Source organism: Brucella pseudintermedia (assembly GCF_008932435.1).
GTDB lineage: Bacteria > Pseudomonadota > Alphaproteobacteria > Rhizobiales > Rhizobiaceae > Brucella > Brucella pseudintermedia.
In genome coordinates this window covers 139,092-159,343 of sequence record NZ_WBWE01000010.1, presented here as the reverse complement: position 1 = coordinate 159,343, position 20,252 = coordinate 139,092, and the positions used below count along the sequence as shown (strand labels likewise).

The window sequence follows — 20,252 nt, the reverse complement described above, 5'->3', positions numbered from 1 at the left end:
CACTCAGTAAATAGCCCGCATGAAAAGTGCGATTATCCGCACATTTCTGTTTATCAGTTGTCTGAAATATTGCACATTGCGATAATGAACTCGCCCCCTTCGTCCGCCGGTATTTTGTCACAACCCGCAAACTCCAACCGTACATGGGCGCTGTTTGGATTGTTTTGGGCTGTGATTTTCTCACTCGCTTTCTGGATCGTGGGCGACCTGGCGCGCGACAAAGCCATGCTGGCATTAAGCGAGCAGGCCCGGATCGACGCCAACCTCAATACGGCATTGCTGCGTGCAGTTCTCGAAAAGCAGCGCGCCTTGCCTCTGGTTCTGTCAAAGGACAAGGCTCTGGAAGTCGCATTGCAAGACAAAACGGCGGCAACGATCAGTCCCCTGAACGAAAAACTGGAGACGCTGGCGCGTGGCACACAAGCAGCGGTGATCTATCTTGTTGGCATGGATGGCGTCGCCGTTGCCGCAAGCAACTGGCGCGAGCCGGATAGCTTCGTTGGCAACGACTATAATTTCCGCCCCTATTTTCACGACGCATTGAAAAACAGGGACACCGAGTATTTCGCGCTGGGCAATACCAGCAATCGCCCTGGCCTCTACATTTCGCGTCGCATTGACGGCCCAAATGGTCCGCTCGGCGTCATCGTCGTGAAACTGGAATTCGACCGTCTCGAAAGCGACTGGAACGATACCGGCCGTCCGACCTTCGTAACGGACGAACGCAACATAGTGCTGATTACGAGCCTGCCGTCGTGGCGGTTCATGACTATTGGGTCGATGGACCAGGAACGGATTCAGTCCATCCGCGACAGCCTGCAGTTTGGAGACGCGCCGTTGAAACCGTTGCCGCTCTCGGCCACATCGTTTGAAAGCGGCGATTTTCTGCTGATCGACGCATTATTGCCGGGGCGTGCCCGCAATACCGATTTTCTCGCAATCCGCTCTACCGTGCCCTCCACTCCCTGGCAAATGTACAGTCTCGCACCAATTCGTCCGCAAATTCCTGCCTCGGTCCGAGAAGCCCGGCTGTTCGCCTTTATCGTTCTGGCAGCGATCGCAAGCTTTGCCGGGCTGCTCCTGCGGCGCCGACAGAAGCTCGCGGCCCGCATTGTCGACGCCCGACGCACACGGATGGAACTTGAAGAGCGTGTGAAGGAACGCACCCGCGACCTCAGTTTGGCGCGGGACAGGCTGCAAGCCGAGATCAGCGACCACCGCCGCACCGAAACGATGCTGCAAGGCGTGCAGCAAGATCTTGTTCATGCCAATCGCCTCGCTATCATGGGCCAGGTCGCGGCAGGCGTGGCGCATGAAATCAATCAACCGGTTGCAACCATTCGCGCTTATGCAGACAACGCGAAAACCTTCATTGAACGTCAGCGGCTTTCGGATGCGATTGAAAACCTCAGCGAAATCGCGGCACTGACAGATCGCATCGGCACAATTACAGGTGATCTAAAAGCGCTTGCGAGAAAGGGACGCTCTCCTTCCGAGCCAACCTCGCTCAGCAAGGTTATTTCAGGAGCTCTTGTACTGTTGCGCAGCCGTTTTTCCGGACGGATGGACCAGCTCGACGTTGCTTTACCGCCGTCCGAACTTCGCGTCATCGGGCATTCCATCAGACTCGAACAGGTCTTCATAAATCTGTTTCAGAATGCACTGGAAGCAGTTGATACAAAAGAAAATGACGGTCGAATAGAAGTCCGAACTTTTGTGGAGAACGACAAAGTCATCGTCACCGTCTCCGATAACGGATCAGGCATGCCGCAGCACATTCGCGACAATCTGTTTTCCCCTTTTAATACCTCGAAGGAAAAAGGACTCGGCCTTGGCCTTGTGATCGTCAAGGAAATCGTCACCGACTATGGCGGGGCGATTTCCGCCGAAAGCAGCCCAGCCGGCACGATTTTCCGCATCGAATTGAGAAAAGCATGATGGATAAATCCCCCTCCGTTATTCTGGTCGATGACGACAGGGCGCTGCGGCGCGCCACCCGGCAGACGCTCGAGCTTGCCGGTTTCGGTGTTGCAGATTTTCCGAACGCACTGGAAACCCTGAATAGGGTTACGTCTGCTTACGACGGCGTCGTCGTCACGGATGTGCGCATGCCGCAAATCGATGGTCTTCAGCTCTTCGCGCGGATAAAGGCGATTGACGCCGAACTGCCCGTCATCCTGATCACTGGTCACGGTGATATTCCGATGGCCGTGCAGGCCATCCAGGAAGGCGCTTATGATTTCATTGCCAAGCCGTTCGCAACTGACAGGCTGGTGCACAGCATCCGCCGCGCTTGGGAAAAGCGTCAGTTGGTCCTTGAAAACCGCGCATTGCGCGAATCTGCGCAAAATGTGGAAGGCGATTTGCCCCTGATCGGCCAGACGCCCGCGATGGAACACTTGCGCCGTACCTTGCGAGATATAGCCGATACCGATGTGGATGTGCTCGTGGCTGGCGAAACGGGTAGCGGCAAGGAGGTTGTCGCACAATTGCTGCACAATTGGAGCCGTCGCCGCAAAGGAAATTTCGTTGCGCTCAACTGCGGCGCCTTGCCCGAAACGGTGATTGAAAGCGAGTTGTTCGGCCATGAGGCGGGCGCCTTCACCGGGGCGCAGAAAAAGCGGCTGGGACGGATTGAACATGCAAGCGGAGGCACGCTGTTTCTGGATGAAATTGAAAGCATGCCTGCTGCAACACAGGTAAAAATGCTGCGTGTCCTTGAGATGCGGGAAATCGCTCCTCTCGGTACAAACGAAGTTCGCCCGGTCGACCTTCGCGTCGTGGCGGCGGCAAAAATCGATCTGGCAGACCCTGCCCAGAGAGGCGACTTCCGTGAAGACCTTTATTACAGGTTGAATGTCGTCACCCTTTCCATTCCGCCGCTGAGGGAAAGGCGACCGGATATTCCGTTGCTGTTCGCGCATTTCCTGTCGCGCGCTGCAAAACGCTTCAACCGCGATGTGCCTGTAATCGACGCATCTGTGCAGCGCTATCTTATGAGCCACGACTGGCCGGGAAACGTCCGCGAACTCGCCCATTTTGCCGACCGCATAGCCCTTGGCGTTGCAAAACCGGACCATTTTCTGGCTCCGGCGATCAGCGATCAGGAGCCGCTTCCCAAACGGCTGGAGCGCTATGAAGAAACGATAATTCGCGAAACGCTTGCCGCGCATAACGGCAATGTACAGGAAACCATTGAGGCACTTGGTATTCCAAGAAAGACTTTTTACGATAAGATGCAGCGCCATGGCATCAATCGAGCGGATTATCGCAGCAACGGCGATTGAGGTTTATCTGCATCGGCACGGAGGACCAAGATGTCGCTAAAACTCTACATGCATCCTTTCTCGTCTTATTGTCAGAAGGCCATAGCGGCCTTCTATGAAAAGGACATAGCCTTCGAAGCTCGAACGCTGGACGGCACCGAACCGATCGCAAGCGAGTTCGCCGCGCTTTGGCCTTTTGGCAAGTTTCCCATCCTGACGCACAATGGAAAACTGGTCTTCGAAGCAACGGGAATAATTGAATACCTCGAAGCGGCCTATCCCCATTCCAGACGCTTGATCCCGTCGGACCCGCTTGTCAGCGCCGATGTGCGCATGTGGGATCGCTTCTTCGATAACTACATAAATTACCCACAGCAGCGGCTTGTCTATATTGCGCTCGGCCGAGAACATGACGACGGCGGGGATCGCTGGCGAGCGATGTTCGATACGGCCTATGCCTTTCTTGATCGGCATATGGCGGGACGTGAGTGGGTTTCCGGTGATGCGTTCAGTCTGGCTGACTGTGCCGCGGCTCCTTCCCTGCTCTACGCAGATTGGACATATGCCATAGACAAGGAATTCACCAATGTATGGGCCTACCGCAGACGTCTGCTTGCGCGTCCGAGCTATGCCCGCGCTCTGGACGAAGCACGGCCATTCCGCCATCTATTCCCGCTTGGAGCTCCAGAATATGGCCGAGATTGACATGCATTTCCGTCAGACAGCTTACAACGACTGCATGAACGCATGCAGAACCACAGCCTGATTGTGCTCCTCGTCTTTCGCTCCATACAACAGCGTCAGACGGCCGCCTTTCTCCCCAGCCCGGACGATCAGCTCTTTCAGTGCGGGCCTGTTGTTTTCAAGCTCTTCACGATACTTTTTCTGAAAATCGTTCCATTTCGCCGGATCGTGGCAGAACCATTTGCGAAGTTCGGCTGACGGAGCAATATCCTTGGCCCATAAATCTATATCTGCCTTTTCCTTCGTCATGCCACGCGGCCAAACCCGATCCACAAGGACACGATAGCCATCGTCCGGCGAAGGAGCATCGTAAATACGCTTTAAAACAATCGTCGTCAAAGCCACAGCTCCCAATGCACAAGCAGAAATATGGTGGTCGGGCCAGTTTCGGCAAGCCCACCCTCTCGGCGCATAAAAGAAAAGGCCGCTGCAAATCGGACATTTCATGTCCGACAAGCAACGGCCTTTGGTGGCAAAAACCGACTGCGAGGGAGCCGTCGATTATCGCACAAAGCGGAAAGCTTAGTACTTCTTGGCCGGAGCGGCCTTCTTGTGCGACTTCTTAGCGGTGTGATGCTTCTTGTGAGCAGTCTTCTTTGCATGATGCTTGGCCGCCGTCGTGTGCGTTGCAGCAGCCGGGGCTGCGTTAGCAGCACTTGCGGTCAGGACGGGAGCGGACAGGCCCAGAACAGCGGCCACACCAAGAGCAGAAATAAGGGACTTCTTCATTTTCCAGTTCCTCAATTGGGTTTTCCGTTCGGGGTCTTCCCCGCCGGAGGTAAGGCCCTTTCCTGTCCGCCTGTATCGGCAATGTCAGGTTTGACCCCTAGAAGCTTGAGGGCTTCGGCGTAAGCTCGCAAGCCTTGCGCCTCTCTTCTGCTTGCGCAGAATTTCATCCCTCTCTTCTGCAAGGTCTCTGCCTGACGGGCCTGCCGGGTTTCGGGGCGGCCGGAAAGCGCGGTTTGCAGTTGATGCTGAAGCCTGTCACACCGTTCGCTGCGTGTTACGAGTTGAGCTGCCATTGCTCCGTTGGGAAGCGGGAAGGACAGCAGACCCGCAAGACAAAGTGTTGAAAGAAACGCTTTCGCTGCTGTTTTCGATATAAGAACCGATCTGAACATACGAATTCAATCTTTCATTGGACTTCAGTTTCTTCAGCGGTACCGTTATGACACGGCTTGTTTGCCCTTGTTTTTCGCATCTGTTGCAATTTGTTTCTCAATTGTAGCGTCATCCAATTGCTGGTTGAAAACCATTGCCGCGGCTTTTTATCGACGCAATTCCAGCGCTACTATCTCGCAACCACAGGCAATTACGGATACTGCAAATTGAAAGAAGACGCCCACGTTCTGATTGTCGATGACGATAAGGACATATGTGACCTTCTGCATGAGTTTCTCAAACGGCGCGGCATGCGCGTTTCAATTGCCCATAGCGGCGAAGAAATGCAGGACGTGATGAGCCGGACGGCGGTTGATCTGCTTATTCTCGATGTTATGCTTCCCGGCAAAAGCGGCATTGAGATCTGCCAGGATATCCGCCGCCATTCGCGCGTGCCGATCATTATGCTGACGGCAATTGCCGATTCTGCCGACAAGATACTCGGCCTGGAAATCGGCGCCGACGATTATCTGGCCAAACCATTCGATCCGCGCGAGCTTCTGGCCCGTATCCGTGCCGTGCTCAGGCGCCTGGAAAACAACCGTGCTCCCAGTCGCCCCGTGACGCATAGCTATCGCTTTGCGGGCTGGACGCTCGACTGCGCACGCAGGCGGCTCACGTCGCCGTCAGACGTGCGTGTCGAGCTTACGACTGCCGAGTTCAATCTCCTCGAAGCCTTCGTCAAAAGCTCGCAGCACATACTCAGCCGCGATCAGTTGATGGAAATGGCCGGCAATCAGGCGGTGTATGGCTATGATCGTAGTGTCGATATCCTCATCAGCCGGTTGAGGCGCAAGCTGAACGACGATTCCCGTTCCCCGAAAATGATCCTTACTATTCGTGGTGGCGGCTATCAGTTTGGCCACGAGGTCGAGATGGAATGAGATTTCCGTTTCCGCGCTCCTTACCGAGCTGGCTGCTCACTATTCTGATCAGCGGCCTCCTGATTACTCAGATCGCAACACTCTGGATTGTCTCGCAGGACCGCAAGGACGCCAACAATGCGTTGGAACTCTTCCGGCTCAGCGAAAGAGCGACATCGCTCGTCAAGCTTCTCAACACCACCCCGGTCAGCGACTGGAACAATCTTGCTTCCCGCCTCGCTAGTTCGGGCCAGGGCATCACCATTACCACCCAGCCGGACGTTCCAACCGTTCTGGCGAGTGAAGAAGACCTTGCCGAGCTCGAAGATGTTCTTGTCGCACGTCTCGCACGCTTTGGCGTTGTCGATGCCCGCATACGCAGGGATAAACTTGCGCTTGGAGCCCACACTGCCGTTGTGCAGACCACTGACAGCAGTGATATCGGCGATGTCGAAAAGCAGATCAACGATCTCGCGGCAACAGCAAATCTGGGTGCCAGCCTGACGACGTCCCTGCAATTCGGCGACGGGCGCTGGATCAATTTTACCACGCGGATCACTCCGGCTGATCCAATCATCACGACCGAAACCATCCCACTTTTCGCGCTTGTGGTGCTCAGCGTTATTCTTGTCGCAATATGGGCAACGCGCCGTCTTACAGCACCTTATCGCGTACTCGAACGCGCCGTACACCGGATCGGAGGCGATTTGAAGAGCTCCCCGTTGCCCGAAGACGGAAGCAGGGAATACAAAGCCGCTGCGCGTGCCGTGAATACGATGCAATCGAAGCTTCTCGATTATGTGGCTGAACGCGAGCAACTTGCCGCTGCCCTTGCGCATGACCTGCGCACCCCGCTCACGCGAATCCGGCTTCGCCTGGCTCTTGTTGAAGATGAAGCCCTCTCAAAGTCGCTGGCTAAGGATATCAACGATATAGAAGCGATTTCTCGTTCGGTCATTGATTTTGCGACATCAGAACTGGCCAATGAACAAAAGGAAAAGGTCGATCTCTGGTCGCTTCTCCTTTCCATCGCAGATAACTATCCGGAGGCAACGCTGGATGAAAGAAATTCTGACATGCTGGATGCCATAGCTTATTGTCAGCCAGTCTCTGTTCAGCGCAGCATCACCAACCTCATTGACAACGCCATTGCCTATGGCGGCAAAGCGAAACTGGCGCTCCGCCAGGACAATAAAGAGCTCGTGATGAGCGTGAAGGACAATGGACCGGGAATTCCCCCAGACCAGATCGAAGAAATGTTCAAACCCTTCAACCGGGCGGAAAAGTCCCGAAATCGGGACTCAGGCGGCTTCGGTCTGGGCTTGACTATCGCCCGCAACGTGGCGCGTGCCAATGCAGGCGATATTCTTCTAAAAAACGATCCATCAGGCGGATTGATCGCTGAACTGCACCTGCCCATCTGGCGGGGATAGCCCGGAAGCATTGCCTCCGGGTACCATCACTCACGCAAAGACAGTGTCGACAGCTTTTTTCGTAGCTGCAACAATCTTGTCCGCTTCCTCAGGCGTGAGGCAAAGCGGCGGCGCAAACCCGAGAATATCGCCTTCCGGCATGGCTCGCCCGATAACGCCATTGGCCAGGAGCGCTGTTGAAACCTGAGCGCCAATTTTGAGTGACGGATCAAAGAACCTGCGGTCGTCACGATCTTCCACAAATTCGATTGCGACCATCAGGCCTTCGCCGCGAATTTCCCCGACATGCTTGTGATCGCCGAGGGCATCCTTCATTGCCTTGCGTAAATGAGCGCCTGTGGAACCGGCATTTTCGACCAGCTTCAATTCGTCAATGAGTTTGAGATTGGCCACGCCTGCCGCCGCGCAGATAGGATGGGCAGAATAAGTCCAGCCATGGCCGATCGGTCCCATCTTGTCTGATCCCTGAACCAATACCTGCCACATGCGCTCTGATACAATCGAACCGGAAAGGGGCGCATAGGCAGAGGTCAAACCCTTTGCGATAGTGATCAGGTCGGGCTTCATGCCATAGTGGTCGGACCCGAACATACTGCCCAGACGACCGAAGCCAGTGACCACTTCGTCAGCAACCAGCAGAATATCATAACGATCAAGAACGGCCTGGATCTTCTGCCAATAGCCAGACGGCGGCGGAACAATGCCACCGGTCCCCAGAACAGGTTCGCCGATGAAGGCGGCGATTGTATCCGGGCCTTCCGCCAGAATCATTTCTTCGAGCTTGTCGGCGCAATGTTGCGAGAACTGCTCCTCGCTCATAGAGCGATCCGCACGGCGGAAATAATACGGCGATTCAGTATGCAATACCGGCGCGCGCGGTAGATCGAATGCGTTGTGGAACGTCGCAAGACCAGTCATGCTGCCCGTCATCACGCCGGAACCGTGATAGCCGCGCCAACGGGAAATGATCTTCTTCTTTTCCGGGCGACCCAGAATATTGTTGTAGTACCAGATGAGCTTGATGTTGGTTTCGTTCGCATCCGAACCCGAAAGACCGAAATAGACACGGCTCATATGGTCCGGTGCGCGGTCGATGATCATCTTGGCGAGCGTGATGGACACTTCGGTCCCATGACCGACATAGGCGTGATAATAGGCAAGCTTGCGCGCCTGTTCTGCAATCGCATCCGCTATTTCCGTGCGACCATAACCAACATTGACGCAATAGAGACCCGCGAAAGCATCCAGACTTTTGCGACCGTTCACATCTGCAATGTAAACGCCCTCCCCGCCTTCCAGCACGCGCGTTGGCGTTTCACCTCGCGCATGCATCCCCATATGGGTGGAGGGATGAAAGAAATGATCCCGATCCCAGGCGGTCAGCTCATTGCTATTGTTCAACATGGGTATGTTCCTTTCCTGTCGCCACGCTTTCACGCGGCGGTATCGATGCAGAGATATTTGAGTTCGGTGAAGGCTTCGATGCCCTGATGGGAGCCTTCGCGGCCAAGCCCGGATTGCTTCCAGCCGCCAAACGGGATCGGTGCGCCGGTAATCTTCGCACGGTTAACCGCGACCATCCCGTATTCGAGCGCACGGCTCATGCGGAGTTGTCGTGCGCCATTTGCCGTCACCACATAGGCAACGAGACCATATTGTGTGGAATTGGCGCGCTCAATGACTTCGGCCTCATCGTCAAATGCCGCGACGGCGGCAACCGGTCCGAATGTCTCTTCCTGCATGATCGCAGCATCGTCCGGCACGTCGACCAGCAAAGTCGGCTCGAAGAAAAGTCCAACTTCTCCGCACCGATTGCCGCCCACAACTATTGCGGCGCCCCGCTGGCTGGCATCCTGAACATGCTCCTCGACCTTAGCGACCGCTCGACTATGCATCAGAGGGCCTATATCCGATGTCGGATCCAGCCCGTTACCGACCTTTAGCGCAGCGATGCGCGTAGCAAACGCCTCGGTGAAATCTTTTAAAATGCCGCGTTGGACAAAGATGCGGTTTGCAGCAAGGCAATCCTGACCGGACGTCGCAAACTTTGCAGCCATCGCCACATCGACGGCCCGCTCGACACAAGCATCATCGAAGATAATCAGCGGTGCATGGCCGCCAAGCTCCATGACCAGCCGCTTCATCGTGTTCGCGCTTTTGGTAGCAATCAACTTGCCGATTTCGGTTGAACCGGTGAAGCTCAGCCCCCGAACACGCTCATCGCGGCACAATACATCAACGATAGGCGCAGCTTTGCCTGTCACGACATTGAATATGCCTGCGGGTATTCCCGCACGTTCGGCCAGCTCGGCCAGGGCAAGTGCGGAGAGCGGCGTTTCCGAAGACGGGTGCACGACAACCGGGCAACCGGCGGCAATGGCCGCTGCCGCCTTGCGGGTAATCATGGCATGTGGGAAATTCCACGGAGTTACAAGCACGACCACCCCCAGCGCTTCGCGCCGCACCAGCATTTCTGCATTGGGCAGATGGCTTGCAATGGTTTCACCATTGAGCCGCTTCGCTTCTTCGGCAAACCATTCAATGAAAGATGCGCCATAATCGATCTCGCCGCGCGATTCCGCCAGTGGCTTGCCCTGCTCCAGCGTCATCAGCAATGCGAGGTCCTCGCGATGTGCCGTGACCAACTCGAACCACCGCCGCAAAACTGCCGATCGTTCCTGCGGCAGTTTATCTCGCCAGGCCGGAAAGGCCTTTACAGCGGCATCAATTGCAAGTGTCGTCTCCACTTCGCCGAGACTTGCCACGCGCGCAAGCCGCTGACCGGTGGCGGGATCGAGAACAGGGAAAGTTTCGGCCTTTTCTCCTGCTACCCATCGCCCATCGACATAGGCGAGTTCACGAAAGAGATGTTTATCGCGAAGCTTGCCAAGCCCGTCATGTTGTATCGGATGATCCAGAACGGCATTCATTGTTCTTCTCCCAATTCAGGAAGAAGTTTGTCACGAGATAGCTCCGGATTCGGACCAAATCATCTCCGCGCACATGCGGAATGGACTAAATTTAAAAGCCGGACAGTCTGTTTGGGCTAATCGGTTGCATCCTTAAACAGCGACAAGGACGCACTCGCCTTCTCGTCCTTGACCAGCTTGGTCACGATATAGGTGAAGTAACGTTCGATGCCGATATTCTGGTCTAAAAGACGGTCAATCAGCCGCTGATAACCATCAATGTCGCGCGCCACGATCATCAGAAAGTAGTCCACCCCACCGCCAACGGACCAGCAGGACACGATTTCGGGCAAGGCCAGGATGGCTCTCTCGAACCGGTCAAAATCGCTTTGTCGATGATTGCCCAGGGTAATCTGGACTATGACATGAGCAATCGGGGCTATTTTTCGATAGGCGATGCGTGCGTGATAGCCGGTCACAACACCGGCCTCTTCCAGCTTGCGCAGTCGCAGCCAGCAAGGTGTCGCCGAAAGCCCAACCTTCTCCGCCAATGCGAGCTTGGTGATCCGCGCATTCTCCTGAACGGCTGCGAGAATACGCAAATCGACGGCGTCCAGCTTCAAGGCGGCTTTCATTCTTTTAATCCAGCATCTGCAAACACTCCTGTTTTCATTGGCACGCCCCTGCTCCGCTGACAAGGCTCCGATAGAGAAAAGTCGTTACAGATCAAAATTGTAATGATCCAATATAATTATTGACATGATAAGAATGGTCTTTCACACATAGAGCCAAGAACAAAAATCAGACATATGGGGAACGAGGATGCGGCCTTACGGCTTCGCACGTGGTGCATTATTGCGCCTTCTGTCCACTCATCCATCGCAGCGCCCAACAAAACTTGGCGCGGCATTTCCCGTCGCCGTGACGCTATGAGAGGCAGCGCCATGCCCGGATTGGCCCGTGAAATGATTGGTCTTGACGATATCGAAGCAGCGCGTGAGAGGCTGCAAGGTCTCGTCGTGAAAACGCCGCTGACGCGCTCAGAGTATCTAAGTGAACTCACCGGTACTTCGGTTTATCTCAAACTGGAAAATCGGCAGACCACCGGCAGCTTCAAACTGCGCGGCGCGACCAACGCCGTCCTTAGCCTGTCGCCTGATGACCGCAAACATGGACTTGTGACGGCGTCCACCGGCAATCATGGACGAGCTCTTGCGCATGCTGCTTCCAGTCAGGGATTGATCGCCACCGTTTGCCTTTCATCGCTGGTGCCGCGCAACAAGGTCGATGCAATCCGCGATCTTGGTGCCGATGTGCGCATCGTCGGAAAATCCCAGGATGACGCCATGAACGAGGTGGTGCGTCTGGCCCACGAAAACGGAATGAATATCGTCCCCCCATTTGACGATCAGCGCATTATTGCCGGACAGGGCACAATCGGCCTCGAAATCATTGACGGCCAACCGGACACCGAGATTGTTCTCATTCCTCTTTCAGGCGGGGGGCTCGCTGCGGGCATCGCCGCGGCTGTGAAAGCCCGGCGTCCCCATTGCCGTATCATCGGCGTTTCCATGGCTCGCGGTGCAGCCATGGATGCCAGCCTCAAAGCCGGTAAGCCGGTCAATGTCGAGGAACTGGAGACACTTGCAGATTCTTTAGGCGGCGGCATTGGGCTCGACAATCATTGGACTTTGGAGATGTGCCGCTCGCTATTGGACCAAGTGATCCTGCTCGATGAGGAGGAGATTGCAGCGGGGATCGGGCATGCCGCAACGCAGGAAGGTGAAATTATCGAAGGCGCGGGAGCGGTTGGTATCGGCGCCTTGTTGAGCGGCAGGATCAAGCCAACGGGACCGACTGTCGTCATTGTTTCAGGTGGCAACATCGACCCTGAACAGCATCGCGCAATCGTCGAAAACCGCTATCGGAGGGCTGGGTGATGGCTGAAATGCGAATTCTCACCGAAGCCGATCTGCGGCGGATCATTGCCTTCGACATGGCAAGCGTGGCGTGTGTGGAAAATGCTTTTCGGGCGCTCGCCAGTGGCGGTGTCAGCATGCCACCCATACTGCGACTGGACATCCCCGCCCAACGGGGCGAAGTGGACGTGAAAACGGCTTACATTTCTGGGCTTGACAGTTTCGCCATCAAGGTGAGCCCCGGTTTCTTCAACAATCCGTCCATTGGTTTGCCTTCTACCAACGGGCTGATGATCCAGTTTTCAGCGAAGACCGGGCTGGTCGAGGCGCTCTTGCTGGATAATGGCTATCTGACCGATGTGCGCACCGCGGCTGCCGGTGCTGTCGCGGCAAAACACCTGGCGCGGGAAGACGCCCGCGTTGCTGCCATTTTCGGTGCGGGCATGCAGGCAGGGATGCAGCTTCAAGCGCTGACGCTCGTGCGTCCAATCTCCGAGGCGCGGATCTGGGCACGCAACTTCGACAGCGCACAACAAGCCGCGCAGAGCTTTACCGAAAAGCTCGGAATACCCGTAACCGCAATCGCGGAGGCGCAACAAGCCTGCGAAGGCGCGGATATTATCGTCACGACAACACCATCGGAAACGCCGCTCATTAATGCTGAATGGCTTGTGCCCGGCCAGCACCTTACCGCGATGGGCTCCGATGCTGAACACAAGAACGAGATTGATCCTGCCCTTTTCCGGCGCCCGATCGTTTACATTGCAGACAGCCTCTCCCAAACGCGCAGGCTCGGTGAATTGCATCATGCGATTGCGGCGGGAATTGTCGCTGCGGATACTGTTTTTCCAGAACTCGGCCAGATCGCTCTCGCTGCTTCTCCCTTCCAGCGGAAGGCAGAAGACATAACCTTCTGCGACCTCACGGGAACAGGCGTTCAGGACACGGCCATCGCTCGCCTTGCGGCAGAGCGCGCCAGTGCGTGCGATGCAGGCACGAAAATCGATTCAACCAAAACTGCAGGAGCCAGCCGATGAGTGTGGAACTCAACTTCACCCGCGCGGAGTATGATCAGCGGATAGCAAAAACCCGTCGCGCCATGGAGAAGGCTGGCTTCGACGTCCTCATCGTCACCGACCCATCCAACATGCACTGGCTGACCGGCTATGACGGTTGGTCCTTCTATGTTCATCAATGCGTTGTGCTTTCGATGGAAGGGGAACCGATCTGGTATGGCCGCAGTCAGGATGGCAATGGCGCGAAACGCACTGCATGGCTCGGCCATGACAACATCGTCGGCTATCCCGACCACTATGTTCAGTCGCTTGAACGGCACCCTATGGATCTTCTGGCGTCGATACTGGATGAAAAAGGTTGGGGCACCAAGACCATTGCCGTCGAGTTGGATAATTACTGGTACACTGCCGCGGCTCATCACGCCTTGCAGAAACATCTGCCGAATGCCCGCTTCAAGGATGCGCAAGGACTGGTCAACTGGCAGCGCGCCGTCAAAAGCCCGACGGAAATCGACTATATGCGAAAAGCTGGTCGGATCGTTGAGGCTATGCATCAACGCATCGTCGACAAAATCGAGCCGGGCATGCGCAAATGCGATCTGGTTGCGGAAATCTATGATGCTGGCACGCGCGGCGTTGACGGTTTTGGTGGCGATTATCCCGCCATCGTTCCGTTACTGCCTTCCGGCCCCGACGCCTCCGCACCGCATCTGACCTGGAACGATCTGCCGATGAAGACCGGCGAAGGCACATTCTTCGAGATCGCTGGCTGCTACAAGCGCTATCATTGCCCCCTGTCGCGCACCGTATTTCTCGGCAAACCGACACAGGCTTTTCTCGATGCCGAAAAAGCCACGCTCGAAGGGATGGAGGCAGGTCTCGCTGCTGCTCGCCCCGGCAACACATGCGAAGATATCGCGAATGGCTTCTTTGCCGTGCTGAAGAAATACGGAATTATCAAGGACAACCGCACCGGCTACTCCATCGGTTTGTCTTACCCACCGGATTGGGGCGAACGCACGATGAGCCTGCGCCCCGGCGACCGCACCGAGTTGCAACCCGGCATGACCTTTCATTTCATGACAGGTCTCTGGCTGGAAACCATGGGGCTGGAAATCACCGAAAGCATCGTGATCACCGAAACAGGCGTTGAATGTCTGTCGAATGTGCCGCGCAAGCTCGTGGTCAAGAATTAGGACGCTGCGATGATGCACACCTCGCCCCCTTCACGTCCCTCCCCGATCACGCCTACCGTCGATCTCAACCGCGACGGCATTCAGCACGGACATCTGCGTCTGCCGTGGTCCAGAGACGATTCCGCATGGGGATCGCTGATGTTGCCGATTTGTGTGATCCGCAACGGCGATGGTCCTACCGCCCTATTGACCGGCGCCAATCATGGCGATGAATATGAAGGGCCGGTCGCTCTTTATGATCTCGCAGCCAATCTGAAACCGGAAGAGATCAGGGGGCGGGTCATCATTGTTCCAGCAATGAACTACCCTGCCTTTCTTGCGGGAACGCGAACATCCCCCATCGACAAGGGCAATCTCAACCGCAGTTTCCCCGGGCGTCCGGATGGCACCGTTACCGAAAAGATTGCCGACTATTTCACCCGCTACCTTCTGCCAGCGGCCGATATCGTCATGGATTTTCATTCCGGTGGGCGGACCCTCGATTTCCTGCCCTATGCAGCCGCACACGCCTTGCCCGATACGGCGCAGGAGCTCCGCTGCTTTGCGGCAGTCAAAGCCTTTTCGGCTCCTTTCTCGATGCGAATGATCGAGATTGATGCTGTCGGCATGTACGACACGATAGCGGAGGAAGCGGGCAAGGTGTTTGTCACGACAGAGCTTTCCGGCGGCGGCACGATTTCTGCCCGCACTGCTTCCATAGCCAAGCGCGGCATTCGCAACCTTTTGCGCCACGCAGGCATTCTGCAAGGAGAGGTGGAGCTGTCACCGACAACGTGGCTCGATATGCCGTCGCAGGAATGCTTCGGTTTTGCCGATACCGAAGGTTTGCTTGAACCTTTGGTCGATCTCGGAGCGGAAGTACGCAAAGGCGACGTCATTGCGCGCGTCCATACTGTAACCCGCACAGGTGTCGCTCCACAGGAATACCGCGCCGCGCTCGATGGAATTCTCGCAGCCCGGCACTTTCCTGGTCTCATCAAAATGGGGGATTGCCTGTCGGTCATCGCCACGATCAGCGAGGAGCCGTCCCCGGGATAAGCCGATCAATAACGCCAACTGACAAGCCGGACAACAAAACAACCGGCATTCATAAAGAGGAGTGAACACGATGCGCATGAAACGTCATATAATTTCCGCTCTGTTTTCTGCAGCTGCGGTCTTTTCCCTTTCGCTTCCGTCACAAGCTGTCACCGTTGATGATCTCAAGGGTGCGGGCTTTGTTCGCGGAGCGACGGCCAATGAAGTGCCTTACGGTTATATGGACGAGAGCGGCGCCGCCAAGGGTATAGGCCCGGACGTCGCCGCCGCAATCTTCAAGAAACTTGGAATTGAGGAAATCGACTGGACAGTTACTCCGTTCGGCTCGCTCATTCCCGGCCTAAAGGCCAAGCGGTTCGAGTTTGTCGCCGCCGAGCAGAATGTCCTGCCGGACCGCTGCAAACAGGTCCAGTTCACCGTTGCGAATTCGAGTTACGGTGAAGGTCTTCTGGTTCCCAAGGGCAACCCGAAAAACATTCATTCCTATGAGGACATCAAGAAAGACCCATCGCTGAAAGTCGCGATCGTTTCCGGTGCTGACCAGATCGACTTCCTGCATGGAATGGGCATCGATGAATCCCAGATCGTCATGATCCAGGGCAATGCCGATGCACCATCGACGGTCCAGACCGGACGTGCTGACGCCTATGCCGCAACTGAACTGACGGTCGCCAAGCTGGTCGAAAATTCACCGGAACTGGAACAGGCGCATCCGTTCACCGACCCGGTTGTCGACGGCAAGTCTGCCAGAAGTTTCGGCGCGTTCAGCTTCCGTCCGGAAGACAAGGAGTTCTATGAAGCTTTCAACAAGGCGCTCATCGAGTTCAAGAAGACTGACGACTACAAGAAAATCCTGATGACTTATGGGCTTAGTGAGGAAAGCGTAGAAGCGGCACGAACGGTGGATACAGCCAGCCTATGCAACGCAAAGTAAGCTGAATTGCTGCCCGTCGAACCGTTCACGGCTCGGCGGGCATTGTCTCATCTCAACCGGGAGACGATCATATGCATTGGACGGAATATCTTCCCGCCCTTTTCAAGGGAGCGCAAATTACCGCCATTCTTGCCCTCAGTTCGATGGCTATCGGCACAGTACTGGCATTTTCCGCCGGAATTGCCCGTTTCGCAGGTGGGCCGATCCTTTCCACGATTGCGGTGATCTATATCGAGATATTCCGCGGCACGTCGCTGCTCGTGCAGCTTTTCTGGCTCTATTACGCCTTGCCGCTGATCGGTATTTCGTTCGATCCGATTACAACCGGCATCATGGGCCTTGGACTCAATATCGGTGCCTACGGCGCAGAAGTGGTTCGCGGTGCGTTACAGGCGGTGCCGGAAGCGCAACATGAAGCCGCCCGAGCGCTCAATTTCAGCAGGGGCCATACCTTGTTTCATGTCATCCTTCCGCAAGCGGTGGTCGAAATGATGCCGGCCTTCGGCAATCTTGCCATCCACAATCTCAAGGACACCGCCCTTGCTTCGCTCATTGCGATCAGCGACCTGACCTTCCAAGCGCAACGCCTGCGAAACCTGACATTGGACAGCGTGACAATCTACTCACTGACCCTGCTCGGCTATTTCGCAATGGCGCTCTTGCTGGCTGCAGCCATTCGCTGGCTGGAGCGGCGTCTGAGACGCCAGACCATGGCTGGAGGTTTTGCATGATCTACGGTTATGCCTGGGACACCTCGTCCACTCTCTCGTTCGCGATTTCCATTCTGCCAATTCTGGCGATTGGTCTCACCGTGACTTTGAAAGCCGCTGCCACGGGCTTTGCAATTGCACTGGTCCTTGGCCTTGTCTTTGCGCTTTTGCGCCGCAGTCCATACAAGATTATCTCCTGGCCAACCACAATTGTGGTTGAGTTCCTGCGTGATACGCCGCTGCTGGTACAGCTGTTTTTCCTGTATTATGTGCTACCGGTTTACGGCATCGTGCTGCCTGCCTTTCTGACTGGCGCCCTGGCTCTTGGTCTTCAATATTCAGCCTATACGTCAGAGGTTTATCGTGGCGGCATCGAAGCCATCCCGCGCGGACAATGGGAAGCAGCACGCGCGCTGAATCTCACGCCCTGGCGCACTTATCGCGATATCGTCATTCCGCAAGCCATACCCCGGATCATCCCGGCCATGGGCAATTACCTCGTCTCCATGCTGAAGGAGACGCCCGTGCTGTCGGTGGTCAGCATTGTCGACATGCTGAACCTCGCCAATCTGATTGGCGACCGCACCTTTGAATATCTGGTGCCTCTGTCGATGGTGGGCCTGATTTTCCTCGCCCTGACCTTGATCTGCTCGGCACTCATACGCCTGCTCGAACGTACACTTCCAAAAAACGGGATCGCTCTCAAATGACCCAGGAAATTATCCGCTTTCAGGACGTAACCAAGCGCTTCGGAGCGCTGACCGTACTGGATCGCTTCAATTTTTCCGTCAGAACAGGCGAAAAAGTTACCCTTATCGGCCCCTCGGGCTCGGGAAAATCGACGGTTCTTCGTATCCTCATGACGCTGGAACCGTTTCAGGAGGGCACGCTTCAGCTTGCAGACATGTCCTATCACGAGCCGAACGGCAAAGGTCACTTTCAGGCCAGCGAAGCCCATCTGCGCAAGATCAGGTCGCATGTCGGCATGGTGTTCCAGAGCTTTAATCTGTTTCCGCACATGTCGGTGCTGCGAAACATCATCGAAGCCCCAATTCATGTTCTGGGCATGAAGCGCGCCGAAGCGGAAGCCCGCGCACTCGACCTGCTCTCCCTCGTGGGTTTGACCGACAAGAAGGACCATTATCCTTCACAACTATCAGGTGGCCAGCAGCAACGTGTCGCCATCGCCCGCTCGCTTGCCATGCGCCCACGCGTATTGTTGTTTGACGAACCCACGTCCGCTCTTGATCCACAACTCGTGGGCGAAGTGCTGTCAGTCATTCGCGGGCTGGCACAGGAGCATGACCTGACCATGCTCCTTGTCACGCATGAAATGCGATTTGCCCGGGAAGTATCTGATCGCGTTTGCTTTTTCGATAAGGGGCGTATCTGCGAGCAAGGCACGCCGGAACAGATATTCCAGACCCCGAGCGAGGCACGCACCAAAGAGTTCCTGCGTTCGGTGCTTTAGAAACTGGCTTTCAGGCGATCGATCCCACATCGTAGACAGGCGGCAATTGCGCAAAGGTCTCGCGGATGGTCTCAAGTGCCGTCTGCAAAGCCGAGCGAGAAAGCCTTCCTCCAAGGCAGATGCGAATACCGCCACTCCCACGGTCGGCACCGGCCACAAATGGGTCCGATGGCGTGACAGCAACACCTTTGCTGGCAAGTGCGCGCACCAGTCCATCCTCAGACCAGTTGCGAGGAATTTTCAGCCAGGCGCAGAGCGATAACGGATTGCTGCCCGCCACATTCGAACCCAGAATATCGGTTACTTGCGCCTGCCGGGATCGCAGCTCGCTGCGCTGGATTTTAATCAATTCCGCCGCCGTGCCGTCCTCGATCCAGCGGCTCGCCATCTCACCCATGAGATTGACGCCGCTCCAGCTTGTCACGCGCAGAATGGATGTGACCCGGATGGAATATTGCGTCGGAACAACGAGATAGCCCGTACGCAAGCCGGTCATCACTGTCTTGGTGAAACTTGTAACGAAGAAGCCAAGATCAGGCAGCAACTCCGGCATTGAGGGCAATTTATCTTCAAGGATGGGTTTATAAACCTCATCCTCGATAACACAGACGCCGTATCGCCGGGCGATTTCCGCAATGGCAATGCGGCGCCCTGCGCCCATCAGATGGCTGGTCGGATTGCCCAGTGTCGGGATGATCACAAGCGCACGGACGTCACCAGCCTTGCAGGCAGTTTCAAAAGCATCGGGTAGAATGCCCTGTTCATCAATCGGGAGCCCACGCAGAGTAAACCCGAGCACATTGGCAAGACCTATGATGCCATGGTCGGTCAGGCTTTCCGTGAGCACGACTTCCCCGGGCTGAACGACGGCAGCAACCGCGAGAAACAGCCCATGTGCAGCGCCATTGGTGATGATGATCCGGCCCGGATCGACATCCACCGACAGATCGCCCAGCCAATCGCGTGCGATAGCACGATGCCTATCCAATCCCGCTATCGGACGGCAAGGACGCATGAAACTCGCATTGTCCGAATGGCTCATTTCTTCGAGCAGACGGCGCGAAGCATTCTCATGCGCTTCTGTATAAACCGCCCGAATAATCGAAAGGTCCGCCGTTCCGCTAGGATCCCGGTCCAGCATGAACCGGTCCGCTCGCTCCGTCACCCGGTTGCAGACATATGTTCCCCGACCAACCTCGCCACGCAGATAACCACGCCGTTCAGCCTCCTTGTAACTGATGCTGACCGTCTGCACCGAGAGCCCAAGCTTGTGAGCCAAATCCCGATGGGTCGGCATACGCATGGCGGGTTGAAGAATGCCCTTTTCAATATCATCGACTATTTTTTCTGTCAGAAGTCGGTGCTTGGTGACGCCCTTGCGCATTTCCAAAATAGGTTCCCACATGCGTCTACCGACTCCATCATGACATCTCAAAAATTGTCTTGTTATACTGAATTAATACCATGACATTCCAGTTAAAACAGCGCCTCGGAAGAAGTCTTTCCAACAGACAAGGGTTCACTGTTCCGGGCCCCGGGAATATGAAGTTGTGCGCGCACGACGCGCGAAAAATTCGGTCCAGAATAATATC

The 20,252-nt window shown here is 55.8% G+C and carries 19 protein-coding genes; 13 read left to right on the top strand and 6 right to left on the bottom strand.

Annotated elements, in window-relative coordinates; genetic code table 11:
* Positions 1-69: 69 nt before the first annotated feature.
* The 3 genes from F9K78_RS14295 to F9K78_RS14285 are packed head-to-tail and all read left to right on the top strand — an operon-like array spanning position 70 to position 3,971.
* Complete coding sequence (locus F9K78_RS14295) at positions 70-1,938, top strand: sensor histidine kinase (RefSeq protein ID WP_376903353.1); 1,869 nt, start codon at positions 70-72, stop codon at positions 1,936-1,938.
* The gene (locus tag F9K78_RS14290) at positions 1,938-3,287 is read left to right on the top strand and encodes a sigma-54-dependent transcriptional regulator (RefSeq protein ID WP_121985238.1); all 1,350 of its coding nucleotides are present in this window, start codon (positions 1,938-1,940) and stop codon (positions 3,285-3,287) included. Before F9K78_RS14295 ends, F9K78_RS14290 begins: the two co-directional genes overlap by 1 nt.
* Before the next feature lie 30 nt (positions 3,288-3,317).
* On the top strand, positions 3,318-3,971 hold the full coding sequence (locus F9K78_RS14285; protein WP_121985104.1) for a glutathione S-transferase family protein: 654 nt from the start codon (positions 3,318-3,320) through the stop codon (positions 3,969-3,971).
* A gap of 21 nt (positions 3,972-3,992) precedes the next feature.
* Here the strand turns inward: F9K78_RS14285 and F9K78_RS14280 are convergent, their stop codons facing one another.
* Together F9K78_RS14280 and F9K78_RS14275 are read right to left on the bottom strand one after the other, a co-directional pair.
* Positions 3,993-4,349: a DUF488 domain-containing protein gene (locus F9K78_RS14280; RefSeq protein ID WP_122066552.1), complete on the bottom strand. Its 357-nt coding sequence runs from the start codon at positions 4,347-4,349 to the stop codon at positions 3,993-3,995.
* Between the two features lie 183 nt (positions 4,350-4,532).
* The gene (locus F9K78_RS14275; RefSeq protein WP_121985240.1) at positions 4,533-4,739 is read right to left on the bottom strand and encodes a hypothetical protein; all 207 of its coding nucleotides are present in this window, start codon (positions 4,737-4,739) and stop codon (positions 4,533-4,535) included.
* 599 nt (positions 4,740-5,338) lie between these two features.
* On the opposite strand from F9K78_RS14275, the gene F9K78_RS14260 reads away from it, so the two are divergent.
* Together F9K78_RS14260 and F9K78_RS14255 are read left to right on the top strand one after the other, a co-directional pair.
* Entirely contained in the window at positions 5,339-6,055 is a 717-nt protein-coding gene (locus F9K78_RS14260) for a response regulator (RefSeq protein ID WP_121985239.1), read from the top strand.
* Positions 6,052-7,467 carry an ATP-binding protein gene (locus F9K78_RS14255; RefSeq protein ID WP_121985107.1) on the top strand — a complete coding sequence of 472 codons (1,416 nt, stop codon included), beginning with the start codon at positions 6,052-6,054 and terminating at the stop codon, positions 7,465-7,467. Before F9K78_RS14260 ends, F9K78_RS14255 begins: the two co-directional genes overlap by 4 nt.
* Before the next feature lie 30 nt (positions 7,468-7,497).
* Here F9K78_RS14255 and F9K78_RS14250 read toward each other — a convergent pair whose 3' ends face one another.
* The 3 genes from F9K78_RS14250 to F9K78_RS14240 form a co-directional block, all read right to left on the bottom strand.
* Positions 7,498-8,871 carry an aspartate aminotransferase family protein gene (locus F9K78_RS14250; protein WP_121985108.1) on the bottom strand — a complete coding sequence of 458 codons (1,374 nt, stop codon included), beginning with the start codon at positions 8,869-8,871 and terminating at the stop codon, positions 7,498-7,500.
* Positions 8,872-8,900: 29 nt separating this feature from the next.
* Positions 8,901-10,397, bottom strand: a complete 1,497-nt coding sequence (locus F9K78_RS14245) for an NAD-dependent succinate-semialdehyde dehydrogenase (protein ID WP_121985109.1) — start codon at positions 10,395-10,397, stop codon at positions 8,901-8,903.
* 116 nt (positions 10,398-10,513) lie between these two features.
* The gene (locus tag F9K78_RS14240; protein WP_174813425.1) at positions 10,514-10,999 is read right to left on the bottom strand and encodes an Lrp/AsnC family transcriptional regulator; all 486 of its coding nucleotides are present in this window, start codon (positions 10,997-10,999) and stop codon (positions 10,514-10,516) included.
* A 342-nt stretch (positions 11,000-11,341) separates the two neighbouring features.
* Between F9K78_RS14240 and eutB the strand changes: the two genes are divergently transcribed.
* The 8 genes from eutB (at position 11,342) to ehuA (ending at position 18,660) form a co-directional block, all read left to right on the top strand.
* Entirely contained in the window at positions 11,342-12,316 is a 975-nt protein-coding gene (gene eutB, locus F9K78_RS14235; RefSeq protein ID WP_121985241.1) for a hydroxyectoine utilization dehydratase EutB, read from the top strand.
* Positions 12,316-13,332, top strand: coding sequence for a cyclodeaminase (locus F9K78_RS14230; RefSeq protein ID WP_121985111.1), 1,017 nt, complete (start codon positions 12,316-12,318; stop codon positions 13,330-13,332). Before eutB ends, F9K78_RS14230 begins: the two co-directional genes overlap by 1 nt.
* On the top strand, positions 13,329-14,507 hold the full coding sequence (gene doeA / locus F9K78_RS14225) for an ectoine hydrolase DoeA (RefSeq protein ID WP_121985112.1): 1,179 nt from the start codon (positions 13,329-13,331) through the stop codon (positions 14,505-14,507). The genes F9K78_RS14230 and doeA overlap by 4 nt, the downstream gene beginning before the upstream one ends.
* 9 nt (positions 14,508-14,516) lie before the next feature.
* Complete coding sequence (gene doeB, locus F9K78_RS14220) at positions 14,517-15,545, top strand: N(2)-acetyl-L-2,4-diaminobutanoate deacetylase DoeB (protein WP_121985113.1); 1,029 nt, start codon at positions 14,517-14,519, stop codon at positions 15,543-15,545.
* A gap of 70 nt (positions 15,546-15,615) precedes the next feature.
* Positions 15,616-16,479, top strand: coding sequence for an ectoine/hydroxyectoine ABC transporter substrate-binding protein EhuB (ehuB, locus tag F9K78_RS14215; RefSeq protein ID WP_121985114.1), 864 nt, complete (start codon positions 15,616-15,618; stop codon positions 16,477-16,479).
* Between the two features lie 71 nt (positions 16,480-16,550).
* Positions 16,551-17,210, top strand: a complete 660-nt coding sequence (ehuC, locus tag F9K78_RS14210; protein WP_121985115.1) for an ectoine/hydroxyectoine ABC transporter permease subunit EhuC — start codon at positions 16,551-16,553, stop codon at positions 17,208-17,210.
* The gene (gene ehuD / locus F9K78_RS14205) at positions 17,207-17,899 is read left to right on the top strand and encodes an ectoine/hydroxyectoine ABC transporter permease subunit EhuD (RefSeq protein WP_121985116.1); all 693 of its coding nucleotides are present in this window, start codon (positions 17,207-17,209) and stop codon (positions 17,897-17,899) included. The genes ehuC and ehuD overlap by 4 nt, the downstream gene beginning before the upstream one ends.
* Positions 17,896-18,660, top strand: a complete 765-nt coding sequence (gene ehuA / locus F9K78_RS14200) for an ectoine/hydroxyectoine ABC transporter ATP-binding protein EhuA (protein WP_121985117.1) — start codon at positions 17,896-17,898, stop codon at positions 18,658-18,660. The genes ehuD and ehuA overlap by 4 nt, the downstream gene beginning before the upstream one ends.
* 10 nt (positions 18,661-18,670) lie before the next feature.
* On the opposite strand, the gene ehuR is transcribed toward ehuA, so the two are convergent.
* Positions 18,671-20,065 (bottom strand): MocR-like ectoine utilization transcription factor EhuR, encoded by a 1,395-nt coding sequence (ehuR, locus tag F9K78_RS14195; RefSeq protein WP_121985118.1) that lies wholly within the window; start codon positions 20,063-20,065, stop codon positions 18,671-18,673.
* Positions 20,066-20,252 lie beyond the last annotated feature (187 nt).